The organism is Bacteroides sp. QWL-09, from assembly GCF_058683585.1.
Map to the genome: position 1 here is coordinate 1,573,398 of NZ_CM178748.1, position 21,442 is coordinate 1,594,839.

At 41.4% G+C, this 21,442-nt stretch carries 12 protein-coding genes; 8 read left to right on the forward strand and 4 right to left on the reverse strand.

All coding sequences use genetic code 11. The annotated features are described in order from the left end of the window. Window positions 1-87: 87 nt before the first annotated feature. Window positions 88-1,455, forward strand: coding sequence for a TrpB-like pyridoxal phosphate-dependent enzyme (locus AC4PG5_RS06205; protein ID WP_492030548.1), 1,368 nt, complete (start codon window positions 88-90; stop codon window positions 1,453-1,455). Between the two features lie 70 nt (window positions 1,456-1,525). Here AC4PG5_RS06205 and AC4PG5_RS06210 read toward each other — a convergent pair whose 3' ends face one another. Next, window positions 1,526-2,653 carry a glycoside hydrolase family protein gene (locus AC4PG5_RS06210; protein ID WP_492030549.1) on the reverse strand — a complete coding sequence of 376 codons (1,128 nt, stop codon included), beginning with the start codon at window positions 2,651-2,653 and terminating at the stop codon, window positions 1,526-1,528. Window positions 2,654-2,849: 196 nt separating this feature from the next. Between AC4PG5_RS06210 and AC4PG5_RS06215 the strand changes: the two genes are divergently transcribed. From AC4PG5_RS06215 to cas13a, 5 genes are all read left to right on the forward strand, one after another. Next, on the forward strand, window positions 2,850-3,410 hold the full coding sequence (locus tag AC4PG5_RS06215) for an RNA polymerase sigma-70 factor (protein WP_492030700.1): 561 nt from the start codon (window positions 2,850-2,852) through the stop codon (window positions 3,408-3,410). A 57-nt stretch (window positions 3,411-3,467) separates the two neighbouring features. Continuing rightward, window positions 3,468-4,367 (forward strand): FecR family protein, encoded by a 900-nt coding sequence (locus AC4PG5_RS06220; protein WP_492030550.1) that lies wholly within the window; start codon window positions 3,468-3,470, stop codon window positions 4,365-4,367. Between the two features lie 29 nt (window positions 4,368-4,396). Then, the gene (locus tag AC4PG5_RS06225) at window positions 4,397-7,093 is read left to right on the forward strand and encodes a TonB-dependent receptor domain-containing protein (RefSeq protein ID WP_492030551.1); all 2,697 of its coding nucleotides are present in this window, start codon (window positions 4,397-4,399) and stop codon (window positions 7,091-7,093) included. A gap of 5 nt (window positions 7,094-7,098) precedes the next feature. After that, the gene (locus AC4PG5_RS06230) at window positions 7,099-8,088 is read left to right on the forward strand and encodes a DUF4249 domain-containing protein (RefSeq protein ID WP_492030552.1); all 990 of its coding nucleotides are present in this window, start codon (window positions 7,099-7,101) and stop codon (window positions 8,086-8,088) included. Between the two features lie 191 nt (window positions 8,089-8,279). Then, window positions 8,280-11,735, forward strand: a complete 3,456-nt coding sequence (gene cas13a / locus AC4PG5_RS06235; RefSeq protein ID WP_492030553.1) for a type VI-A CRISPR-associated RNA-guided ribonuclease Cas13a — start codon at window positions 8,280-8,282, stop codon at window positions 11,733-11,735. 575 nt (window positions 11,736-12,310) lie between these two features. Here the strand turns inward: cas13a and AC4PG5_RS06240 are convergent. The 3 genes from AC4PG5_RS06240 to AC4PG5_RS06250 all read right to left on the reverse strand — a co-directional run bounded on the left by AC4PG5_RS06240 (window position 12,311) and on the right by AC4PG5_RS06250 (window position 14,867). Then, on the reverse strand, window positions 12,311-12,541 hold the full coding sequence (locus tag AC4PG5_RS06240; RefSeq protein WP_492030554.1) for a hypothetical protein: 231 nt from the start codon (window positions 12,539-12,541) through the stop codon (window positions 12,311-12,313). Window positions 12,542-13,575: 1,034 nt separating this feature from the next. Then, window positions 13,576-14,460: an IS3 family transposase gene (locus AC4PG5_RS06245; protein ID WP_492028354.1), complete on the reverse strand. Its 885-nt coding sequence runs from the start codon at window positions 14,458-14,460 to the stop codon at window positions 13,576-13,578. A 47-nt stretch (window positions 14,461-14,507) separates the two neighbouring features. Next, window positions 14,508-14,867: a hypothetical protein gene (locus AC4PG5_RS06250; protein ID WP_492028355.1), complete on the reverse strand. Its 360-nt coding sequence runs from the start codon at window positions 14,865-14,867 to the stop codon at window positions 14,508-14,510. Between the two features lie 127 nt (window positions 14,868-14,994). On the opposite strand from AC4PG5_RS06250, the gene AC4PG5_RS06255 reads away from it, so the two are divergent. Further along, window positions 14,995-19,044 (forward strand): hybrid sensor histidine kinase/response regulator transcription factor, encoded by a 4,050-nt coding sequence (locus AC4PG5_RS06255; RefSeq protein ID WP_492030555.1) that lies wholly within the window; start codon window positions 14,995-14,997, stop codon window positions 19,042-19,044. Window positions 19,045-19,375: 331 nt separating this feature from the next. After that, window positions 19,376-21,433 carry a heparin-sulfate lyase HepC gene (gene hepC / locus AC4PG5_RS06260; protein WP_492030556.1) on the forward strand — a complete coding sequence of 686 codons (2,058 nt, stop codon included), beginning with the start codon at window positions 19,376-19,378 and terminating at the stop codon, window positions 21,431-21,433. The last annotated feature ends 9 nt before the right edge of the window (window positions 21,434-21,442 follow it).

Sequence of the window (21,442 nt, forward strand, 5' to 3'; positions counted from 1 at the left end):
TTTTTACCGATTCTTTGTCAGTTTTTTAAGTCAAATACAAAAAATAATATCTACATTTGGCTCCCAAAATCACAAAAACGACAGATTATGAGCAACAAACAAAAACGATTCCTATTGTCGGAGGAAGATATACCTCGTTACTGGTACAACATACAGGCCGATATGGTCAATAAACCGCTACCTCCACTTCATCCGGGCACAAAACAACCCTTAAAAGCGGAAGACATGTATCCGATCTTTGCCAAAGAACTCTGCCATCAAGAGTTAAACCAGACCGATGCATGGATCGAAATTCCCGAAGAAGTACGTGAGATGTACAAATATTACCGTAGTACCCCACTCGTTCGTGCATATGGATTGGAAAAAGCGCTCAATACACCTGCACATATTTATTTCAAGAACGAAAGTGTGAGTCCTATGGGATCGCATAAATTAAACTCGGCTATTCCACAAGCCTACTACTGCAAAGAAGAAGGCGTAACCAATGTAACCACCGAAACCGGTGCAGGACAATGGGGAGCCTCTTTGTCTTATGCAGCCAAACTCTTTGGACTAGATGCTGCAGTATATCAGGTTAAAATCAGCTACGAACAAAAGCCTTACCGCAGAAGCATCATGCAAACCTTTGGTGCACAAGTCACCCCTTCACCGTCAATGTCGACACGTGCCGGGAAAGATATCCTGACCGCTCACCCGAACCATCAAGGCTCATTGGGAACAGCCATCTCAGAAGCCATCGAGCTAGCACAAGCTACTCCCAACTGTAAATACACGCTTGGATCGGTATTGAGCCATGTCACCCTTCACCAAACCATCATCGGATTGGAAGCGGAGAAACAAATGGAGATGACCGGTGAATACCCTGATATGGTGATTGGTTGTTTTGGCGGTGGATCAAACTTCGGAGGCATCTCGTTTCCTTTCATGCGTCACAACATTCTTGAAGGAAAGACCACTCGCTTCATTGCAGCCGAGCCAGCCTCTTGTCCAAAACTCACTCGCGGTAAGTTTCAATACGATTTTGGTGATGAAGCCGGATACACTCCGCTCCTTCCAATGTTCACCTTAGGTCACAATTTCGCTCCAGCCAATATTCACGCCGGGGGACTTCGCTACCACGGCGCAGGAGTTATTGTTTCGCAATTATTAAAAGACGGATTGATGGAAGCGGTCGACATCAAACAGTTGGAGTCGTTCGAAGCCGGTTGCTTGTTTGCACAAGTTGAGGGTATCATTCCTGCTCCGGAATCGTGTCACGCTATTGCTGCTGCGATCAGAGAAGCCCATAAATGCACCGAAAGCGGTGAAGAAAAGGTTATCCTATTCAACCTATCCGGTCATGGTTTGATCGATATGGCTTCATACGATAAATACCTCTCAGGTGATCTCGTCAACTATTCACTTAGCGATGATGAGATTGAAAAGAATTTGAGTGAAATAGAGCCATTGGCTTAACCCTTTCTCTCAATAAAAAGACAAAGAGGATGTATCGTCTTGATACATCCTCTTTGCTTTATCAATCAATTTATCGAAGTGGGATAACCATGTTCCATGACTTAGTGGCATTCTCGAAACCTCCGGGACCATTCATCGTAGCAAAGAAGGCATGAGTTACCTTTCCATCCTCAATCAGCAAGAACGGACGCTCCAACTGCCCCTGCATCTCAACTGTTCCGTCTTCCCATTCTACTGTACGTGAGTACGCTTTCGGATCCTTATCTATCGTCCAATGAATTCCATCTGTAGAATGCGCCATTACGCCGCCGCCTCTTTCTCCGGTAAATTTAGAAACGTGATCTTTGAAAATGGCATGATATCCTCGCTTATCTTTCCACAAAAATGGATCTTCAGCCTCTCCTTGCCCATTGACCTCAAAAATAGAACGGTCATTATTCAAAACAATATAAGGACCTTCAATAGAAGGAGCATAAGCAATACCTAATGACATTTTTGAATATTTTCCATTTTCAGTATGAGCACGTCCTTTAAAGATCATGAGTACAGAACCGTCTTCCTGCAAGATGGGAGAAGGGTTGGACGTTAGAAAACTATAGAAAGTATTGGCCTTCGTTTTTAAAATGGGTTCGTCAAAACGCTTCCATGGACCATAAGGGCTATCAGCAACCGCCAGGCCGATTCGTTTATTAGAACGGCCTACAATACACCATGGACTGCTTAAAGTCAATTCGTCATAAGTCGGCTCTGTAAAAGGATGGGTAGAGCCCATATAGATCAGATAGTATTTATGGTTATATTTCAAAATACGAGGATTATGCGTGGATCGTCCATCCCAGTATTGTGCCCCTCGAGCAGGAAGAGAAACCTCACTAAACTGATAAGGGCCTGCCGGTGTATCGGATACGGCATGTACGATCTCTGAGGCAACCATCCACCCCGGGTGAAAAGGGAGTGATTTTGGGAAACGAGACACAAACATGTGGTATTTTCCGTCTTCCCCCTTTACAACAGAGCTTCCCCAAGCCCAGTAACCTTCCGACTCAAAGGCAGGTGTAAGAGGGGCTTTCCCCAATCGATGAAACAGTTCGTTCTTTGATTCTAGTTTCAGTTCTTTCAGATTTTCAATCTTCTGTGCAAATACAGGACTTTTGAATAAAACAAAGCAGAGTAAAACATAGAGTTGATACTTCATCATGTCTTTCATTTTTAGAGTAGGTAATTCTTAATTTTATATTTTCAGATACAAATAAAAGGTGTTTTCATCAAAATAACATGCACATTATGTCCAGGAATAGTCTCTTGACGTACATTCACTCCTTTTTTCTCCTTCCCCCTCTATATTTGATATAATTTAAAGAAAAAACATTACTTTTGTCGCCATTTACGACAAACTGATGGACGAAAACTTAAACCGATTAATTCACAACATAAAAAATCACGATTCTCAATCTGCTTTCCGAGAGCTTTACAACCTCTTCTATAATCGTCTTTTTCGCATAGCCTATTATTATCTAAAGCAAGACGAATGGGCTCAAGAAGTCGTTTTAGATTTTTTCTTAACGCTATGGCAGCGAAGAAAAACGCTCAATGAAATAAAGGAATGGGATAACTACTGTTTCATAGCCATTAAAAATGCCTCTCTAAACCTTTTAGAAAAAAAACAGCGCGAAAAAGAGATCTTGACCAACGAATTTATCGACCATGGAGTTTCTCAAGACTCTCCCGAACAAGATCTACTTGATGAAGAACTCTTCAAGCTTTATGAGCAAACCCTACTAGAACTTCCAACCAAATGCAGAGCAGTCTATTTAGCCATAAAAGAAGACAAACAGACCTATGCACAAGTTGCAGAGACCTATCAAATCAGTCGGAAAACCGTAGACGCACAAGTACAGAAGGCCACTCTACGTCTTAAAGAGAAAATAAAAAAATATTTTCACCCTCACGAATAGGGAATTTGTCTCATCGCCCTGTCTTTATGATCAGAACACAAAAAAGGAAATAAAGACATGCCCAACACACCCTATAAAGAAGACGATTTAGAGCATCTTTTAGAACAACTCACTTCAGTCACCCATTCTCCGAGCGGAGATTTTTCGGCCGAAAACAGTTTTAAGAAGTTAGCCTCACATCTCCCTCACCGTCCCTTTTATCGGACAATACTCTTCAAAACACTCTCATCGGCTGCAGCCATCGCTTTGATCTGTCTATTAACTTGGAATGACGTGAACTCCTCTGTGGAGATCATGACCATTAAAACCTTGGCAGAAACAAAATCTGTCACCCTATCGGACGGAACACTCATTCGACTAAACCGATATTCATCACTCACCTTTCCCGAATCATTTAAAGGCGAAAAGAGAATGGTCACCCTCAAAGGTGAAGCCTATTTTGAAGTCGCCAAAGATGCTCAACATCCCTTTATTGTACAGACCAAAGAGATCAACGTACAAGTATTAGGCACCCACTTCAATGTAGATGCCTACCCCAATAGTCCAATAACAAAAACCACCTTGCTCGAAGGCTCAGTCAAAGTGTATAACCGTGAAAGGAACGTTGAAGCCCTACTAAAACCCAACGAATGCGCCACCTATAGCCAAAACGACGGATTAGTTTGTCACTCACTCGGTCTACAAGCTAAAGATGAAACCGCTTGGCAAGATAACAAACTGATTTTCACAGAAACGTCGATTGGTGAAATCATGAACGAACTTTCTCAAACATTCAACACTCCGATTAAAGTGAGCGACTCCAAACTTAAGGAGTATAAGCTATCGGCCCGTTTTGAACATCATGAGACCTTGACCGAAATACTGGACTTACTACAATCGGCCGGCTATTTTGATTACACGGTAGACAATAACATGATCCGGATCAAAGCAAAGCCAAATACTAAAACAAGACATTAAACCTTAACATATTGATTAAACAAAAACGTATGACCACAACTTTCATTCAAAAAAAACCAATCAGCAGATTATGCTTATTGAGTTTCATCTTACTGATCACCGTATCCCTACAAGCACAAGTCACCTCCTCAAAAGGATACAACTTGACGTTAAAACAGGCGAATCTCAAAGATATTACAGCCGCCATAGAACAACAAAGTTCTTATTCTTTTATCTTTGGAGAGGAGATCAAACTCACAAAAACCATCACCCGACAACTCCATGAAAGAAGTATTGAAAAACTTTTGGATGCCCTCTTTAAAGACCAACCTATTGCTTACCAAATCAACGGGCAACACATCATCTTAAAAAGAAAAGCCATCAAACGCCCCTCCCGTCGTTTCACCATCAGTGGATATATCAATGATGAGACTTCACAAGAGACCTTGATCGGAGCCAACATCTTTGAGACCAACCACCAAGAAGGAACTTCCACCAACGCTTATGGTTTTTACAGCATCACCATTCCCGAAGGAAAAAAGAATCTGACGTTTTCCTATATCGGATACCAATCGGAGCATCGACAACTGGAACTCCATAAAGACACCACGATCAACCTCGCCTTAAAAAGTAATACCTTACTGCAAGAAGTCACCATCCTGTCGAGCAAACAAGAGACCGGACTTAAAGCAACTCAAATGGGAGCCATGGATATCCCCATGGAGCACATCAAGAATACCCCAACGCTACTTGGTGAAGCCGATGTGATGAAAACCTTGCAACTCATGCCGGGGGTACAAGCCGGAGCAGAAGGTAGTGCCGGTATTTACGTCCGTGGAGGTAGTCCCGACCAAAACTTGATCTTGCTCGATGGAGTGCCCGTGTACAACGTCGACCACCTCTTCGGCTTCTTTTCTGTCTTCACTCCAGAAGCCGTGAAAAAAGTCAGCCTATTCAAGAGCAGCTTCCCGGCACGATTCGGCGGTCGATTATCATCGGTCATCGACATCCGGACCAACGACGGCGACATGAATCACTATCACGGTTCGTTCAGCATCGGATTGCTTTCCAGTAAGCTAAACATCGAAGGCCCGATCATGAAGAATAAGACCTCTTTTAATCTTTCGGCTCGCCGTAGCTACTTCGACCTATTAGCGAATCCGTTCATGAAGAAAGACGAAAAAATAGCTTATTACTTTTATGATATCAATGCCAAGATCAACCATCGTTTCTCCGACAAGAGCCGATTATTCATCAGTCTCTACCATGGCAAAGATCAGTTTAGTAGTGAAGAAAAGGAGCGCTCACCAATATCTCCTGAAAACAGCGACCTAAATAATATGTCGTTTTATTGGGGCAATACCATTGCAGCAGCTCGATGGAACTACATCTTCAACAATCAGCTATTTAGTAACACCACCGTGTCGTACAATAAATACCAATTCAACCTCAAGAATATCAACATTGAAAGTACGAAAAACGATCAAAACAATCAATCAACACGTTACGATTCGAAATACCAGTCGGGCATCAAAGACCTATCGTACAACTTAGATTTCGATTACCGTCCCCTTCCTTCACATCACATCCGATTTGGAGCAAACTACCTCTATCATCAATTCCGTCCGGAAGTGATGACCAATGCTTCTAAAGAAGATATCAACGGTGCAATCAATCAAGAGTCGTACACTACTCGCGACAACCCCACCATCTTCGCCCACGAAGTCTCAGCCTACCTCGAAGATGATTTTAATATTGGTCGGAAACTCAGTTTAAATGCCGGCGTCAACCTCTCTAGTTTCTTCGTGCAACAGAAAAGCTATTATGCTATACAGCCTCGCTTCTCGGCTCGATATGAGTGGTCTAAAGATTTTGCATTAAAGGCATCCTATAGCCGTACTTGTCAATATATCCACTTACTCACCTCGTCTTCACTCTCATTGCCCACCGACTTATGGGTACCCATCACCAAAAATATCAAACCGATGAGTGCCAATCAATACAGCCTTGGAGCGTATTATGAAGGTCTTAAAGATTGGGAATTTTCGGTCGAGACTTATTATAAGAACATGAACAACGTTCTCGATTATAAAGATGGTTCAAACTTCGTCGGCATATCCACCGGATGGGAAGAAAACGTAGAAATGGGCAAAGGACGTTCGTACGGCATCGAGTTTCTCGCTCAAAAAACCACAGGCAGATCGACCGGATGGATTGCCTATACCCTGTCGAAAAGCGACCGGATCTTCCCCGATAAAGGAATAAACAAAGGACTCCGGTTCCCTTATAAATACGATAGACGCCACAACATCAACATCGTCTTCAATCATAAATTCTCTAACAAAATAGATATTTGTTCGTCTTGGACTTATTATAGTGGAGGATGCGCCACCATTGCCGAGGAAGAGTTTGCCGTAATCAGACCTTATCATAAGATAGACGAGACTTATCCGGATGAAGTACAACCTTCTATCACCTCAGAAAATCACGTGACCAAGAAATGCAACTATCGCCTACCGGCCACTCATTACTTGAATCTGGGCATCAATTTTCATAAGAAGACTAAACACGGCATGCGCACTTGGAACATCAGCATATATAATGTTTACAACGCGATGAATCCCACTTTCATCCTCAAACAATATCAAACCGTAAACATCGATGGTAAAGAGGTCAGAAAGCCTTATATCAACAAGATAACCGCTTTACCCTGCATCCCATCCATCACTTACACGTATAAATTTTAACGATCATGAAGAAAACAATAATATTCGTCCTAACGCTTGCCGTAGCCCTAATGCATGTGCTAACCTCGTGTGAAAACAAACTCGAGTTTAATTTCGGTACCAAAGAATCCAAGCTAGTCATTAACGCTTTAATGAATGCCGATTCGATCAACAATGAAGTCTACGTCAGCTACAGTGGAGCCTATGGAGCTACCGCCGCACACGATGCGATTGTGAGAGTTTACGTCAACAACATCTTAAAAGAGACCGTCGACCAGTCGGAAGAGACCAAAGATAACGTCGGCGCACGATACCGCATTCATGGTCCCTTTCAGCTCAATGACCTCGTAAAAATCGACGTGACGACTAAAGATCAGAACAAGCATGCGTGGGCCGAAGTGAAAGTACTCCCCAAAACTCCCATAGAAAAGATTGAAGCCTCACCCAAAGAATATGCCAAACCAATCTTAAATACCAAGTTTCATTATGAACTCAAAATCACGGTAAACGACCATTCACAAGGAGAAGATTATTATTACCGACTCATTCCCGAACGCTATATCAAATACCAGCGATGGAGATGGAAAGACGAACCGGATTATACACAGGAGGTCTATTACACCTATGAGAAACGTATGGGAGCCTATATCGATAATGACTTCGCGTTGATGGATGGTAACCCGATTAAATCGAATGACGGTCAAGAAACAGCTATATCAACCACCTATAACCATTATGGCATCTTCAATAATAAATTCTTTAAGGACAAATCCTATACCCTAACGATATCCATTCCAAGAATGGATACCGATCATGCCGTGATCAGACTCTTACGAATCTCAAAAGAGGAATATCAGTATATCAAAACCCTAAATACGATCGATTCCGATATTTATGGAGAGGATTTTAGCGAGCCTGTCATTTTCGAAACCAATGTCAATGGCGGACTAGGTATCGTTTCATTAAGCTCCGAGTCGAGTCAAAAGATACAACTCGCTCCGGAAGAGAACAACTAAAAAGGGGCGATTAAAAAAAGACAATTGATTAAAGAAAAGTAGACCAAACAAAAAGACGGTTAAGAATGATTTAAAATTCACTTAACCGTCTTTTTAAATTTAAAGGAAAGCATTCTGTTTTTCATAGCCTATTTTAAGAAAAAAATATTACTTTCGCTTTGTACATTGTTTTCATAAAAAAAAATCATCCCATGAGAATCACAAAAGTAAAAGTCAACGTTAAAGACGAAGGGTCTTCTAAAAAAGAAAATAAAATGGTGCTCATGCACCGAAAAGCTGAAAAAGGCACCCTCATCCTCGATAATCTATCCACGCCAACCGACCACCCCGAAGATCAAACCGATCGTATCATCGCCCGATTGAAAAACGATAGTTTCCAACTCAGTCTAGAAAAAAAGATCATAGAAGAGCGACTCACCAAAACATTGTACAAAAAGATTCGGAGTCTCATCATACCGATGATAGAAGCCGCCCTAGACCAAAGATCCTTCACTGTTGGAAGACTCTTCTTAAACGATAATGACAAAAAGACTCTGACCAAAGCTTTAAAGCAAAAGTTTCACCAACCCATCACCTATCGCGTGAAAGATGAGACCAGCAAGAGTGGTTATAACTTGAAGACTCTCAACTTACCGGAGACGTTAATAACCTACGCCGAGCATCATAACCTCAAAGACCTCAACCCCATATACGATTGGCTGACATTTCATATTAAACAAAAGAAAGCCAACATTCAGAAATCAATTTCCAACAATCGCATTGTGGTGGATTACTCCAACGACAATCTGGAAAATCTGAGCCCAAGGAAACAAGCTCTAGCCGTTTGGGAAAAAGAATACGAAGCCACTTCAAAGTTAGAACTGAAGGCGTTTCACCAACAATTTAAAATCGAAGAGCTCGTACAGTCACTGCCTCTTCCGGGCGACTATCTTTACGAAGACAAGAAACAAAAAGACAAGCACCACAAAGATAAAAACAACAACGGTCAGACCCCTAAAGGCCAAAGAACCGAAGACAAGAACAGTCGAGAAGAAGCCGATTCGAACAAGACAGTCAATCCGGATAACACAGTCGATCTGGTCGACAAGAGTTTCAATTTTAAAGTCAAAGATGCGCTCAAAAAGCACCAATCCTCTCTTTTTGGCAGAGAAGCCAAAGACGAGGCAACCAGAGAAGCCAATAAAAAAGACGTTCTACTAGTGACCTACCAACTGGAAGTCGTAAAGTATTTCGAGCATTACTTCCCTATCAAACGTACTAAGAAATTAATCACACTGAAAGAAGCACAATACTATCTGAAAGTCGAAACCATCAGACAGCGCATTACCGATCAACTAGAAAACGCCATCCGCTCTCAGATGCTGCAAAAGGAAAAACTCTCCCGTCATTCTAAAGAATCGGAGATCAGTAGCGCAACCCTTTCAAAGATAAAACGCAACGAGTTCTTTGTGCTCAATCTAGTGGAGATGTGCACCTTTGCTTCAAACAACTTGCGAAATATTATTGATATTGAACAAGAAGAAGATATATTAGGACAACGAGACTTAAAAAAGAGTTTAAACGAAGGGCTTAAAAACTTTAACAAAGAACTCTTTTACGACTTCTTTCAACTACCGTATGACGATGATGAAAAGACAATTTGGGCGTTGCGTGGATCAGTGCAAGCCATCCGGAATAATATTACTCACTACGAGAGCAATGCATCCGAAACAATCTTCCAAATAAAAGAATTCGAGTATTGGAACAGAATTAAAGAAAAAAGTGAAAACCTTTGTTATAGCACCACCCCATTTAAACAAGCCTTGTCCAACGAACTGAAAGCAGTCGATAGTCTATTTATCGAGCAATTCCGATCAAACGATCTTTTGCATTACTACCAGTCGGCCGACCTTAACACCTTGTTTGATCGGATCACGCTTAACCTTTGTAGAAGTGCAGTACCGTTTGCACCGGGATTCAAAAGCATATTCAATGCCGGTCTAGGTCTGCAAGAAGGAAATCCAACCTTCAACGTGACACACTACCTCATGACCGAAGGAAAAAAGAAACAAACCACTCAGTCGCCCGCTTATCCGGCTTTCCGTTTCCTTTTGAAGCTCATCTACACTCACACCTTCACCAAATGGTTTGTTGAAAACGATAAAGCTTTCAGAGAAGCCGTTCATCAAGTTTTGAAAGATAGCAAAGAACGCGCAGAAAAAGAGAATAAAGAAAAAAATGGGAAGCAAAAATATGCTTATAACGGTATTGAGGAGATGAAATCCGATCAAACCGTAAAAACGTACATGGGTTATCTTCACGCTAAAGTGATCAACGAGCAAAGTGTGAAAGGAAAAGAAGATGACAATACACATTTCTATACTCAACAATTTATCAACTACGTCTTTGCCAAAGGTTTCGACACTTATCTTGATGCGTTGCCCATCGACTTTATCAAACGCCCCAACCAAGACGAACGAGACAAAAAGGTGACGAACCAAGAGTATGAATCGACCTTAAAGATCAAGGTCGACTGTGGCGGAATCACACCGGAAAATCCCGAACACATTGCTTTCTATACCTTCTGTAAACTACTCGACAACAATCATCTTAGTGACCTACGCAACGAATGGATTAAGTATCGCGAATCGAACCCCACTCAAGAATCCACTCAGGAATCCACATCATTCGACTATCAACCCATCATTGCGATCATCGAACTTTGCTTACTATCGGGCGACAGAATCAGCCAAGAGAGCCTCATAGAAGAAAGTTTAAACGTTGATTTAAAAGATTTTATTATAAGCGGCGATCAAGGCGAAAAACTCTTCAAACAGTTTTATACGCAAAACGGAGAAGATAGTGCCATCATCTTTGCTCCAATAGAGATCACTCGAAAATATTGTACACTAGAGTTATTGAAAAATATCGTTGGAGAAAGCGGGAAGGTCACCGGAGAAGAATACAAAAAGTACCAGAAATATTTAAAGAAAGACGCAGAGAACTCGCTGACTAAAATAGCTAAATTGATCGAAAGACGAGATCAACTGCATTGTGAATGGCTAAAAATATCGAACGATGAAGCAAGAAAGGCTTTTATAGAGAGGGAGGGTAAAGAGTATCAAGACAAGTGTGAAAGCATTGATCGATACAATTGGCTAAACAACAAGCTCCACATGGTTCACGTGAAACGTCTGCACAATTTGATGATTCAACTTTTAAGTCGTATGTCACGTTTTGTATCAATATGGGATAGAGACTTTAAAGACGTTTCTCACAATATTTACAACTATAAAAACAAGGATGGAATTCCTTGTAAACTCGAAAAATCCGTGCTTTACAAAGAGACCAGAAATTTTATTGCCCATAATAACTACATTACAAAATCCGCTGAAAAGTCAATCATTGAGCTAATAGAGGGATTGCGCGAACTGATGGCTTATGACCGTAAATTAAAAAATGCAATTACTAAGTCGATTATTAATGTCTTCGACCAAAATGGTATGGTTCTTCGACTTCGGATTAATGAAGAGGATCATAAAATAGAAATCGTTAGCGTCACACCCAAAGAAATTCAACACTTCAAGAAAACGATATCGACAAAACAAGTGCCTAAAGAATTTTGCGAGCTATCTAAACAGTTATTGACTTATAAAAATAAGGCATAGGATTAAAAAAATCACCTGATTATGCTTTCTGGTTACAAAAAATGTTGTATTTTTGAAGCCAGAAAGCTATGTATATATTTGAATATTAACAAAATACAGAGATCATACTGTAAATGATCCCAATTTGAAAGGGAACTACAACGACCTCCCCGTGACGATGCAGATCTTCGTACTGTAAATGATCCCAATTTGAAAGGGAACTACAACAAGTCTCCGATCCCTTACCACGAATTGTGGACTGTAAATGATCCCAATTTGAAAGGGAACTACAACATAGTATGTATGTGTATTGTCCATTTTTCTACTGTAAATGATCCCAATTTGAAAGGGAACTAAAACAGCAAGTCGTGGATTGCATTTCCACGGGGCTACTGTAAATGGTCCCAATTAGAAAGAGATCATTTACAGTTATCGTAAAGTCGCCCCCTCCCATAAGATTAAAATGTTCATTTATCCCACACCACCCACACTAAATTCTCCAAAACGTCTATCAACAAAGGGTTTTGAGCCAGTGTGGGATAAGCAATCAAGGTCAATCATCCCACACTTTATAGAATCATCCCACACTTTTTGCTTTATCCCACACTTCGCCGACCGGTTGGCCTCGTTATTGCACCGATTTTTAATTCCGATCTCCATTTGACATTGAGATGGTTTATCCATCCTTTCGCAAAATGTACCATCGATCGATTTCGCACACTAAATTTCCAAGCGAATGACTTGAATAAGCGAATGACTTGAATAAGGAAGCTCAAGTTGTAAAGGTGAAGCGTAAGACGGAACAACTTGAGCTTGATGTTCTTCATGGTCAAGACATGCAATTCGTGCAAACCTCCGGAGAGTTGAAGGATCAGCTCATAACCTAGACCAGACGATTGTTGGAAGACATATCGAAGTTCATTTTGATTTTAGATCAAACGCCATGACATTGATTGCCATCCTGTTTGCTGATGCTAAGCATGCTGAACGACAATACGGCATTGCACCATTTTAATACGACATTGCACCATTTTTCTACGACATCGCGCTATTATATTACGACATTGCACCATTTTTCTAGCACAATGCGCTAGGAAAATGGTGCGATGCTTTTGCGCTATTCTTTTGCGACATCACATCGTTAGTCATTACCCAAACGATACGAAAAGCATCGGATCACAATTCAAAAGTTCAAGAAGAGAGTAAAACAAAATCTATTTGCCAAATGAGTGAGACATAGTGAGAGACAAACGACAAAGTGTGGGATAAAAACCAATTTTTATTTATCCCACACCACACCAGAATCCCTTATCCATCGTTGTTTAAGTACAAAAGAGTGATAGAGGTGTGTGATAAACACAAAATATTTCCTCTAGGAGAGATGAGACGAAAATGGAAGGATCAAAAATGCACCGTATCTCAGAACCACAAGCACCGTATCTCAGAACGATGAGGACCGTATGTCGCAGCCACAAGCACCGTACCTCAGCGTCATAACAACCGTACTTCACGACAAAAACGACCGTATTAAAAAAAGACACACCTTTTTCACTCAACCACGAAAAGGGTCTGATTGTCAGTTAACCATTTTAGTTGACCGTTTTTTGCCTTATTCACCATGTCGGTTGACTCTGATTAAACTTACTTTTAATTCAGGTTGACTCTTTCTTTTTTTATTGATAAGATGAGTTGACCCTAGTTAAACTTATTAATAAATCACGTTGACTACTTTTCTTTTTATTGATAAGATGAGTTGACTACACTGATATCAAATAATAAAAAGTCAAGTAAATCATTTATTTAGCAGTTGCGCTTTTCTGCTCAGATAATATTAAGAAGTCATGCAAAGTTATTCTATTTTTTATGCATACTTCCTTTTAATGGCAATTTCTCTATAACTAGTCCATTTCTTCTTTAATTCCCCTGTGCATTGAGCAGCTTGTTTAGGCGTCATGCCTTCTAAGCTCCAATGTGGGCGTTCGTTGTTATAGAATTCTATGGCCAAATGCAAAGCTTTTTTCAAATCATTTATGGTATAAAACTCCATTCCTTTAAGCAGTTCATTCTTTATGGTATTATTTATGCGTTCGGCCACAGCGTTATCTTTGGGATTACCACTTTCAGTCATACTTATAACTATACCGTGTGTCTTTAACAGGTTGGTATAAACATAACTTGCATATTGTACCCCACGATCCGAATGATGAACAAGATGATCAAATCCTTTTTTGCTATAATGCTTTAGAGCCATTTTTAAAGCTTCTAACGTATATTTAGTCTCTAAAGTTTTCCCAACACTATATCCGATGATTTCTTTGCTGTAATAGTCAGTAACCAAAGATAGATAGCAGAAGGTATATTCACCTTGCTCATTTATCCACAGAGGCAGATAGGTTATATCGCTAACCATGAGCTGGCAAGCAGCATCCGGTATGAAGTCTTTGATAAGATTGGGATAAATCGGGAAATGATGCCTAGAGTCTGTGGTAAGAACGCGACGCTTACGCTTGCGGACTTTCAAACCATAGCGTTCTATAATATCATAGAAGCGATTATAGCCCACGCTGTTCTTTTCTCCAAACCTCGTACGATACATCAACCAAAGTTTGCTGCCTCCAATTCCAGGATCTTTGACTCGAATTTCTTTGATAAACTCAACGACAAAGGCTTCTCGAGCAAGAGTAGAGAGTAGCGTATTCTCATGCTTGTAATAGGCTTGCTTGGTTACACCAAGTAGGCGACACATGGGAAGAATACGATAACGCTTTTCATCCCGTGTGTGAAGTCTATAGGCTACTTGGTGCCAGCTTTTTTTAAGTCAAGACCATAAACGTCTTTGCCCAATTCAACCATCTCTGCATAGAAATCACCACGTAGACGCTCTTGAGCGAGTTCCTTCTTTAGTTTGGTGATCTCTGATAAGAGTCGTTTGTAATCTTCTGGGATTACAGATTTGCCTTCTTTTTTCATCATTTCGGCGATTTGAGGGTTGTCTGACTCAAAGATACTTAAAGCTCGATAAATCGACGTACGACTGCACTCCATTTTTTGCATAATCTCAGAAATTAACAGACCATCAACCATACGAAGGCGATAAATCTCAGGAATCTTTGGGGCCCAAGTGGGGGCCTTCAAATAATCTTCAATTTTCATAATCAATCATGTTAGGAGTCAACCTTATTTAAAAAAAGACAGATTTCAAATAAGAGTCTGATTTGAAATCATAATTTCAAAGTTCTTCTTATCTTTGCAGTTCAATTAATCTTACGATCTATAAATAATGAGCAAATTAAAAGGATTATTCTTCTGCCTCATCTTAGGAGCGTTCATCACCACGCTACAGGCCAGCACTCCCGAACAAATTAAATTCTCATATATCTCGATTCACGAAGGATTATCACAAAGCACGGTATTCTCTATCGATCAAGACAAGAAAGGGAATATGTGGTTTGCGACTTACGATGGGGTAAACAAATACGATGGTTATGCGTTCACGGTCTATCAACACGACACGTCCGATCCGAATAGTATAGCTAATGATATTGCTCGGGTGATCAAGACCGATAGCCAAGGCCGGGTGTGGATTGGCACAAGAGATGGACTTTCGTGTTACGACGAAAGAAAAGACCGATTTAAAAACTACTTCCATTCGAAAGACGGGAAGCATTTGCAGATCAATGGCATTGCTGAATTGTCGCCCGAACGTCTGTTGGTCAGCACCGGTGAAGGATTGTTGGTCTTCGATATTCCAAGTGGCACGTTTAGCGAAGCTCCGGATGCCTCTTTACGTCGCCTGATTGCTTCAACACTTTATCGTAAAGACGGGGTGATCTATATTGGAACCACCAACGAGGGGTTGTATCGCTACCTCATTGCCGGCCGAAAATTAGAGAAACTCACCCTTGCACTCGACAACAAACAGATTCAAGCAGTCTTACAGCAATCGCCAACTCGCTTATGGGTGGCCACCGAGGGAGCAGGACTCTTTCTGATCAACCCTAAGACCGGAGCGGTAAAGAATTACCGTCATACCGCAGGCAACGGGGGAAGCATCAGTTCGAATTATATCCGTTCGTTAGCCTTGGATGCACAAAATCAATTGTGGATCGGAACGTTCAACGATTTGAATATCTATCACGAAAGCACCGACTCGTTTGTATCGTACAGCAGTGACTCGGTAGAATCGGGCAGTTTGTCGCAACGCTCGGTAAGAAGCATCTTTATGGATGCTCAAGGCGGAATGTGGTTGGGTACTTATTTCGGGGGACTGAACTATTATCACCCGTTAAAGAACCGGTTCAAGAACTTCCGACGTATTCCCTATAAGAACTCACTCAACGATAATGTGGTGAGTTGTATGGTGGAAGATCGGAACAAGAATCTCTGGATTGGAACGAACGACGGGGGATTGAACTTATATAACACAACGACGAAGAAATATACGCACTATACGCTGCAAGAGGCCGAACGCGAACAAGGCATCGGGTCGAACAACATTAAAGCGGTATGGGTCGACGAAAAGAACGATCTGGTCTATATCGGCACGCATGCCGGGGGACTAAACATCCTGCACCGAGGAAGCGGGCGGATGGAGCATTTTAATCAGAAAAACAGTTCGCTGCTCAACGATAATGTGTATGCCATCTTACCATCGAACGACGGTAATATCTGGCTAGGCACGCTAAGCGGATTGGTAAAGTATCATCCCGGCAACAAAACATTTACAACGGTAACGCATGAGAAGAACGGTCGCCCGTTTACTCAGAGACAGATTACAACGCTCTTTAGAGATTCAAAAAGGCGCTTATGGATCGGTGGTGAGAACGGGTTAATGGTTTATACCGACCACATCGAGCCGATCAAGATTCTTCCATCGTCGGAGATGACTCAAGCGTTTATCAACTGTATCTTTGAGACATCGAAAGGGATCTTTTGCATCGGTACGCGTGAAGGAGTCTACCTGTTTAACGAACAAAACAAACAAGTCACACACTATCACACGTCGAACGGACTACCCAATAATGTGGTCTATGGCGTCTTGGAAGATAGTTACGGACGACTCTGGATGAGTTCGAATAGAGGATTGAGTTGTTTCAATCCGTCGACTAGGAAGTTCCGTAATTTCACCGAGACGGACGGGTTACAAAGTAATCAGTTCAATACCGCAGCTTACTGTCGCACGAAAGCGGGTGAAATGCTTTTTGGCGGTATTAATGGGATCACCGGGTTCTATCCGGAGTTATTGATCGACAATCCCTATACCCCACCGGTGGTGATCACCAAGTTGCAATTGTTCAATAAGACGGTACGTCCCGATGACGAGACGGGCATTCTGTCGCAAAACATCAACACCACGGAGAGCATCACGTTGCAATCGTGGCAAACAGCATTTTCGTTGGAGTTTGTGGTCTCTAATTACATCTCGGGACAGCATAACACGTTCGCTTATAAACTAGAGGGATACGATAAAGAATGGTATGACCTCACAGACAAACGAACGGTGTCGTACTCGAACTTACCTCATGGCGAATATACCTTTTTGGTGAAGGCGGCCAACAGCGATGGGAAATGGAACAACCAGCCTACAGCGCTGAAGATTGTGATACTCCCGGTGTGGTATAAGACGTGGTGGGCTATGCTCCTCTTCTTAGCGGCATTTGCAGGACTCGTGATCTTCGTCTTCCGCTTTTTCTGGATGAGAAAGAGTATGGCGGCTGAGTTGGAGATGGAACGACGCGATAAAGCCCATCAAGAAGAGATCAACCAGATGAAGATGCGGTTCTTTATCAATATCTCGCATGAGCTACGCACACCGCTAACTCTAATCTTGGCGCCGCTTCAAGAGATTATCAACCGAATCAGCGATCGCTGGACGCGTAATCAGTTGGAGTATATCCAACGGAATGCCAACCGTTTGCTTCATCTGGTCAACCAGTTGATGGATTATCGCCGTGCAGAGCTGGGAGTCTTCGAACTTAAAGTGAAGCAAGATAATGCCCACCGGTTGGTTGAAGAAAACTTTTTGTTCTACGAGAAGCTGGCACGCCACAAAAAGATCGGTTACACCCTACAATCGGAACTGAACGACCGACCGATGTGGTTCGATGCAAACTATCTGGAACTGATCATCAACAACTTGCTATCGAATGCTTTCAAGTATACGGAGAGTGGTCAGACCATTACCGTAAGTTTAAAGGAGGAGAATCAAGAGCTTGTGCTGCAAGTCACTGATACCGGCATCGGTATTCCGATCAACAAGCAAGGCAAGATCTTCGAACGCTTCTATCAGGTAGAGAGTGAACATGTGGGTAGCGGCATCGGCTTATCGTTGGTGCAACGTTTAGTGGAACTTCATCATGGGCGCATCGAACTAGAGAGCAAAGAGGGTGAAGGTAGTTCGTTTACGGTTTATCTCCCTCAACAGGAATCGGCCTACCAAGCGTCGGAAATGGCGACAAGCGAACAGACCGAAGAGGAGTCTTCCGCCTACTCGACCAATTCGAAAGAGATGTATTTCATCGATACCGAGAAAGCAGAGGAACCGGACACGGTAACCGAAGAGAAGAAACGGGGTACGATCTTGATCGTGGAAGATAATCAAGAGATCAGACAGTATCTGAGCCATGGTTTGTCGCGCTCGTTCAACACGTTGGAAGCCGAAAATGGTGAAGTAGCTGCCGAACTATTGAAAGATCAAGAGATCGATTTAATCATTACGGATGTGATGATGCCGGTGATGGACGGAGTGAAGTTCTGTAAGCTGGTTAAGCAGAACATCCGGACATGCCACATCCCGGTCATCATGCTTTCGGCGAAGACTGACATCAAAGATCAGATGGAAGGATTGCAGGTTGGTGCCGACGATTACATCCCTAAACCGTTCTCGCTCTCGATCATGATCACTAAGATTCAAAACATGCTGCGTACACGTTACCGCATGTTGGAGCGCTATTCTAAATCGCTCGAGGTAGAACCGGAAAAGATCACCTTCAATGCCATGGATGAGGCTTTACTCAAACGCGCAGTGAGTATCGTCGAAAAGAATATGGATAATGTGGAGTTCTCAACCGATGAGTTTGCACGCGAGATGAACATGAGTCGTTCAAACTTGCACTTGAAATTGAAAGCCATAACCGGTGAACCGACCATCGACTTTATCCGTAAGATCCGGTTCAACGAAGCCTGCAAATTATTGAAGGACGGACGTTATACTGTGGCCGAAGTGAGCACCATGGTGGGCTTTAATACGCCATCTTATTTTGCAACGAGCTTCAAGAAATACTTCGGTTGTCTGCCAACAGAATATATCAAGAAACATCATAACGGATAAAAAAACTATTTCTCATAAAAAGATTCCATATTCTTGTTCAACATAGAATCTGGGATCTTTTTTTTTATCTGCTCTCATCACTAAAGCTTCTAATGTAACGAGAAACCTACTATAAGAAAGTCGGAATAGACTGGGGATCAGAAGGTATAACAAACGACTATAAAGCACTCCTAAACAGCCTTTTGAACAAAAATGGCATTTCATTCAACAAAAATAGCAGCAAAAGAACCATTTTAAACAAAGTGTGTACGACAGCAATAATCGTTCTATGCCATTCCCTTTATCTTTGTAAAAACAATAATCATTTTATTATAATATCTTATAGCAACTTATGAATTACATTAAACTTTGTTACCTGATGTTACTGGTCTGCTCCTATTGTTTTGCAGGATGCTCAGATCAAGAACTAACCTGGTCTCCTAACGGACAGGGTTCTTCAATAACTGGAACTGAAGAGCAAAACAAATCAATCGACCTAAAGGTCTTTGAGTGTCTCAACCTAGATTATCCAGGACTTGAAAAAGTGAAAACACACTATGAAAATGGAGAATTCTATTTAGCTTCTCAAGCTCTATTAAACTATTACCGTTTACGCCAAGATGTGGTAAATCCATTAATATCACTGATCAATATCAGCGTTCCTTCAGGCGAACAGAAAATGGCAGATGATGCCTTGCAATATAAGTTTTATATCAAAAACTATACAGATGCAAACGGCGACTCTTATCAATTCCCCAAAAATGAAGAAGGTTTAATAGATTGGAGCTACCAACCCAATACCGATGGAGAATTTCGCAGTCAATTGTATCGTTTAGAATGGTTTCCGGCTCAAGGTAAAGCTTATAGAGCAACCGGCAATGAGGCTTATACCAAGTCATGGATGGAAGTGTATGGGGATTTCATGAAACAAAATCCAATTCCGACATCTGAAGAATATGATCATTACGGCATTTATGGCCCACTGCCTGTATCAGAGCGAGTATCTAATGCCACAGATGTTTTTTTCTACTTTATCCAATCACCGAACTTCACAGCTTCATTCTTATCCTCATTCTTGGTTTCCCTATCTGAACAAGTAGAGTATATTAAAACTCATTATTATAATGCCGGTAATAACATTTATATTGCACAAGCTTTTTCTGTGACTAAAGCTGCTATGCTTTTCCCTGAATTTAAAGAGGCAACAACATGGGTGAAAAATGGAACAGATATTCTTGGACAAGAAGTTTCTAACCAGTTTCTGGAAGATGGAATGCAGTTTGAAGTCGACTTAAGCTATCACATTGGCGAAGTAGCGACTTTCTATGATGCGATTATTTTAGCCAAGGCTAATCATAAAGAAGATTTGTTGCCAACCACTTATATTGAAAGTATGCGCAAAGCAACCGAATTATTAATGAATTTAATGTATCCGGATTATTCTGTAGAAGCATTCAATGATACACGCCCTGTTTCATGGACAAAAAGTGTCATCACTAAAAATCTGAAAAAATACGTTGAAATGTTTCCTGAAAATGAACAGATGAAGTGGATGGCTTACAATGGCAAACAAGGAATCAAACCATCTCACCTGACTAAAGCTTTTACAACTTCGGGCTATTATGTGCTTCGTAATGGATGGGAAACGTCATCAACAATGCTTATCCATACCAATAATCCAACTGCTGCATGGCATAATCAAGGAGATAATGGGACATTCGCACTTTACCACAATGGTCGTCATTTTTTCCCGGATTCAGGGTGTTTTACTTATAACAACGGAAGCACACGCGAGTGGTTTAGGAGTGCGAAACAACACAATACGATGACACTGAACGATAAACCAATCAGAGATACTAATAGAAATGGTAAATACCTTCAGTTGCAAACCATTAGTAATACAGATGTATTAGTCACAGAAAATCAGAGTTATTCTGATTTAAAACATCGTCGCGCGATCTTCTTTGTCGACAAATCTTTCTTTGTTATAGTGGACGAAGGTATCGGTACAGCTACAGGAAAAGTAAGTCTCAACTTCCATCTGTGTGAAGGTTCTGATAGTGAAGTGGTGTATGATTTGAACGAAAATGGTGCTCACACCGCTTTCGCCGATAATAATAATATGATCTGTCGTACATTCAGTAACAGCAATCTCTCTACAGCAGGATTTGCCGGGAAGGTTTCTTATAACATCGATCAAGCCAATGATCGAAAATCGTATGAGGTAAACTTAACCAAAGCGACTGATGAAACTGCACGCTTTATCACCGTATTAGTACCGATGAATAGTGCAACACCGACTAATACAATCTCTGCTGTCTTTACTGACGGAGAATACCATGCCAACGGAACTGCTGTAAAAGTAACAATCAACGGCAAAGAGTATTCTCTTAGCTACACTTTGAATTAATACAAAACA

Excerpts from the sequence above, each read along its gene's own strand:
- AC4PG5_RS06205 (WP_492030548.1), top strand. The coding sequence starts at position 88 with ATGAGCAACAAACAAAAACGATTCCTATTGTCGGAGGAAGATATACCT.
- AC4PG5_RS06210 (WP_492030549.1), bottom strand. The coding sequence starts at position 2,653 with ATGATGAAGTATCAACTCTATGTTTTACTCTGCTTTGTTTTATTCAAA.
- AC4PG5_RS06220 (WP_492030550.1), top strand. The coding sequence starts at position 3,468 with ATGCCCAACACACCCTATAAAGAAGACGATTTAGAGCATCTTTTAGAA.
- AC4PG5_RS06225 (WP_492030551.1), top strand. The coding sequence starts at position 4,397 with ATGACCACAACTTTCATTCAAAAAAAACCAATCAGCAGATTATGCTTA.
- AC4PG5_RS06230 (WP_492030552.1), top strand. The coding sequence starts at position 7,099 with ATGAAGAAAACAATAATATTCGTCCTAACGCTTGCCGTAGCCCTAATG.
- cas13a (WP_492030553.1), top strand. The coding sequence starts at position 8,280 with ATGAGAATCACAAAAGTAAAAGTCAACGTTAAAGACGAAGGGTCTTCT.
- AC4PG5_RS06240 (WP_492030554.1), bottom strand. The coding sequence starts at position 12,541 with ATGAAGAACATCAAGCTCAAGTTGTTCCGTCTTACGCTTCACCTTTAC.
- AC4PG5_RS06245 (WP_492028354.1), bottom strand. The coding sequence starts at position 14,460 with ATGTGTCGCCTACTTGGTGTAACCAAGCAAGCCTATTACAAGCATGAG.
- AC4PG5_RS06250 (WP_492028355.1), bottom strand. The coding sequence starts at position 14,867 with ATGAAAATTGAAGATTATTTGAAGGCCCCCACTTGGGCCCCAAAGATT.
- AC4PG5_RS06255 (WP_492030555.1), top strand. The coding sequence starts at position 14,995 with ATGAGCAAATTAAAAGGATTATTCTTCTGCCTCATCTTAGGAGCGTTC.
- hepC (WP_492030556.1), top strand. The coding sequence starts at position 19,376 with ATGAATTACATTAAACTTTGTTACCTGATGTTACTGGTCTGCTCCTAT.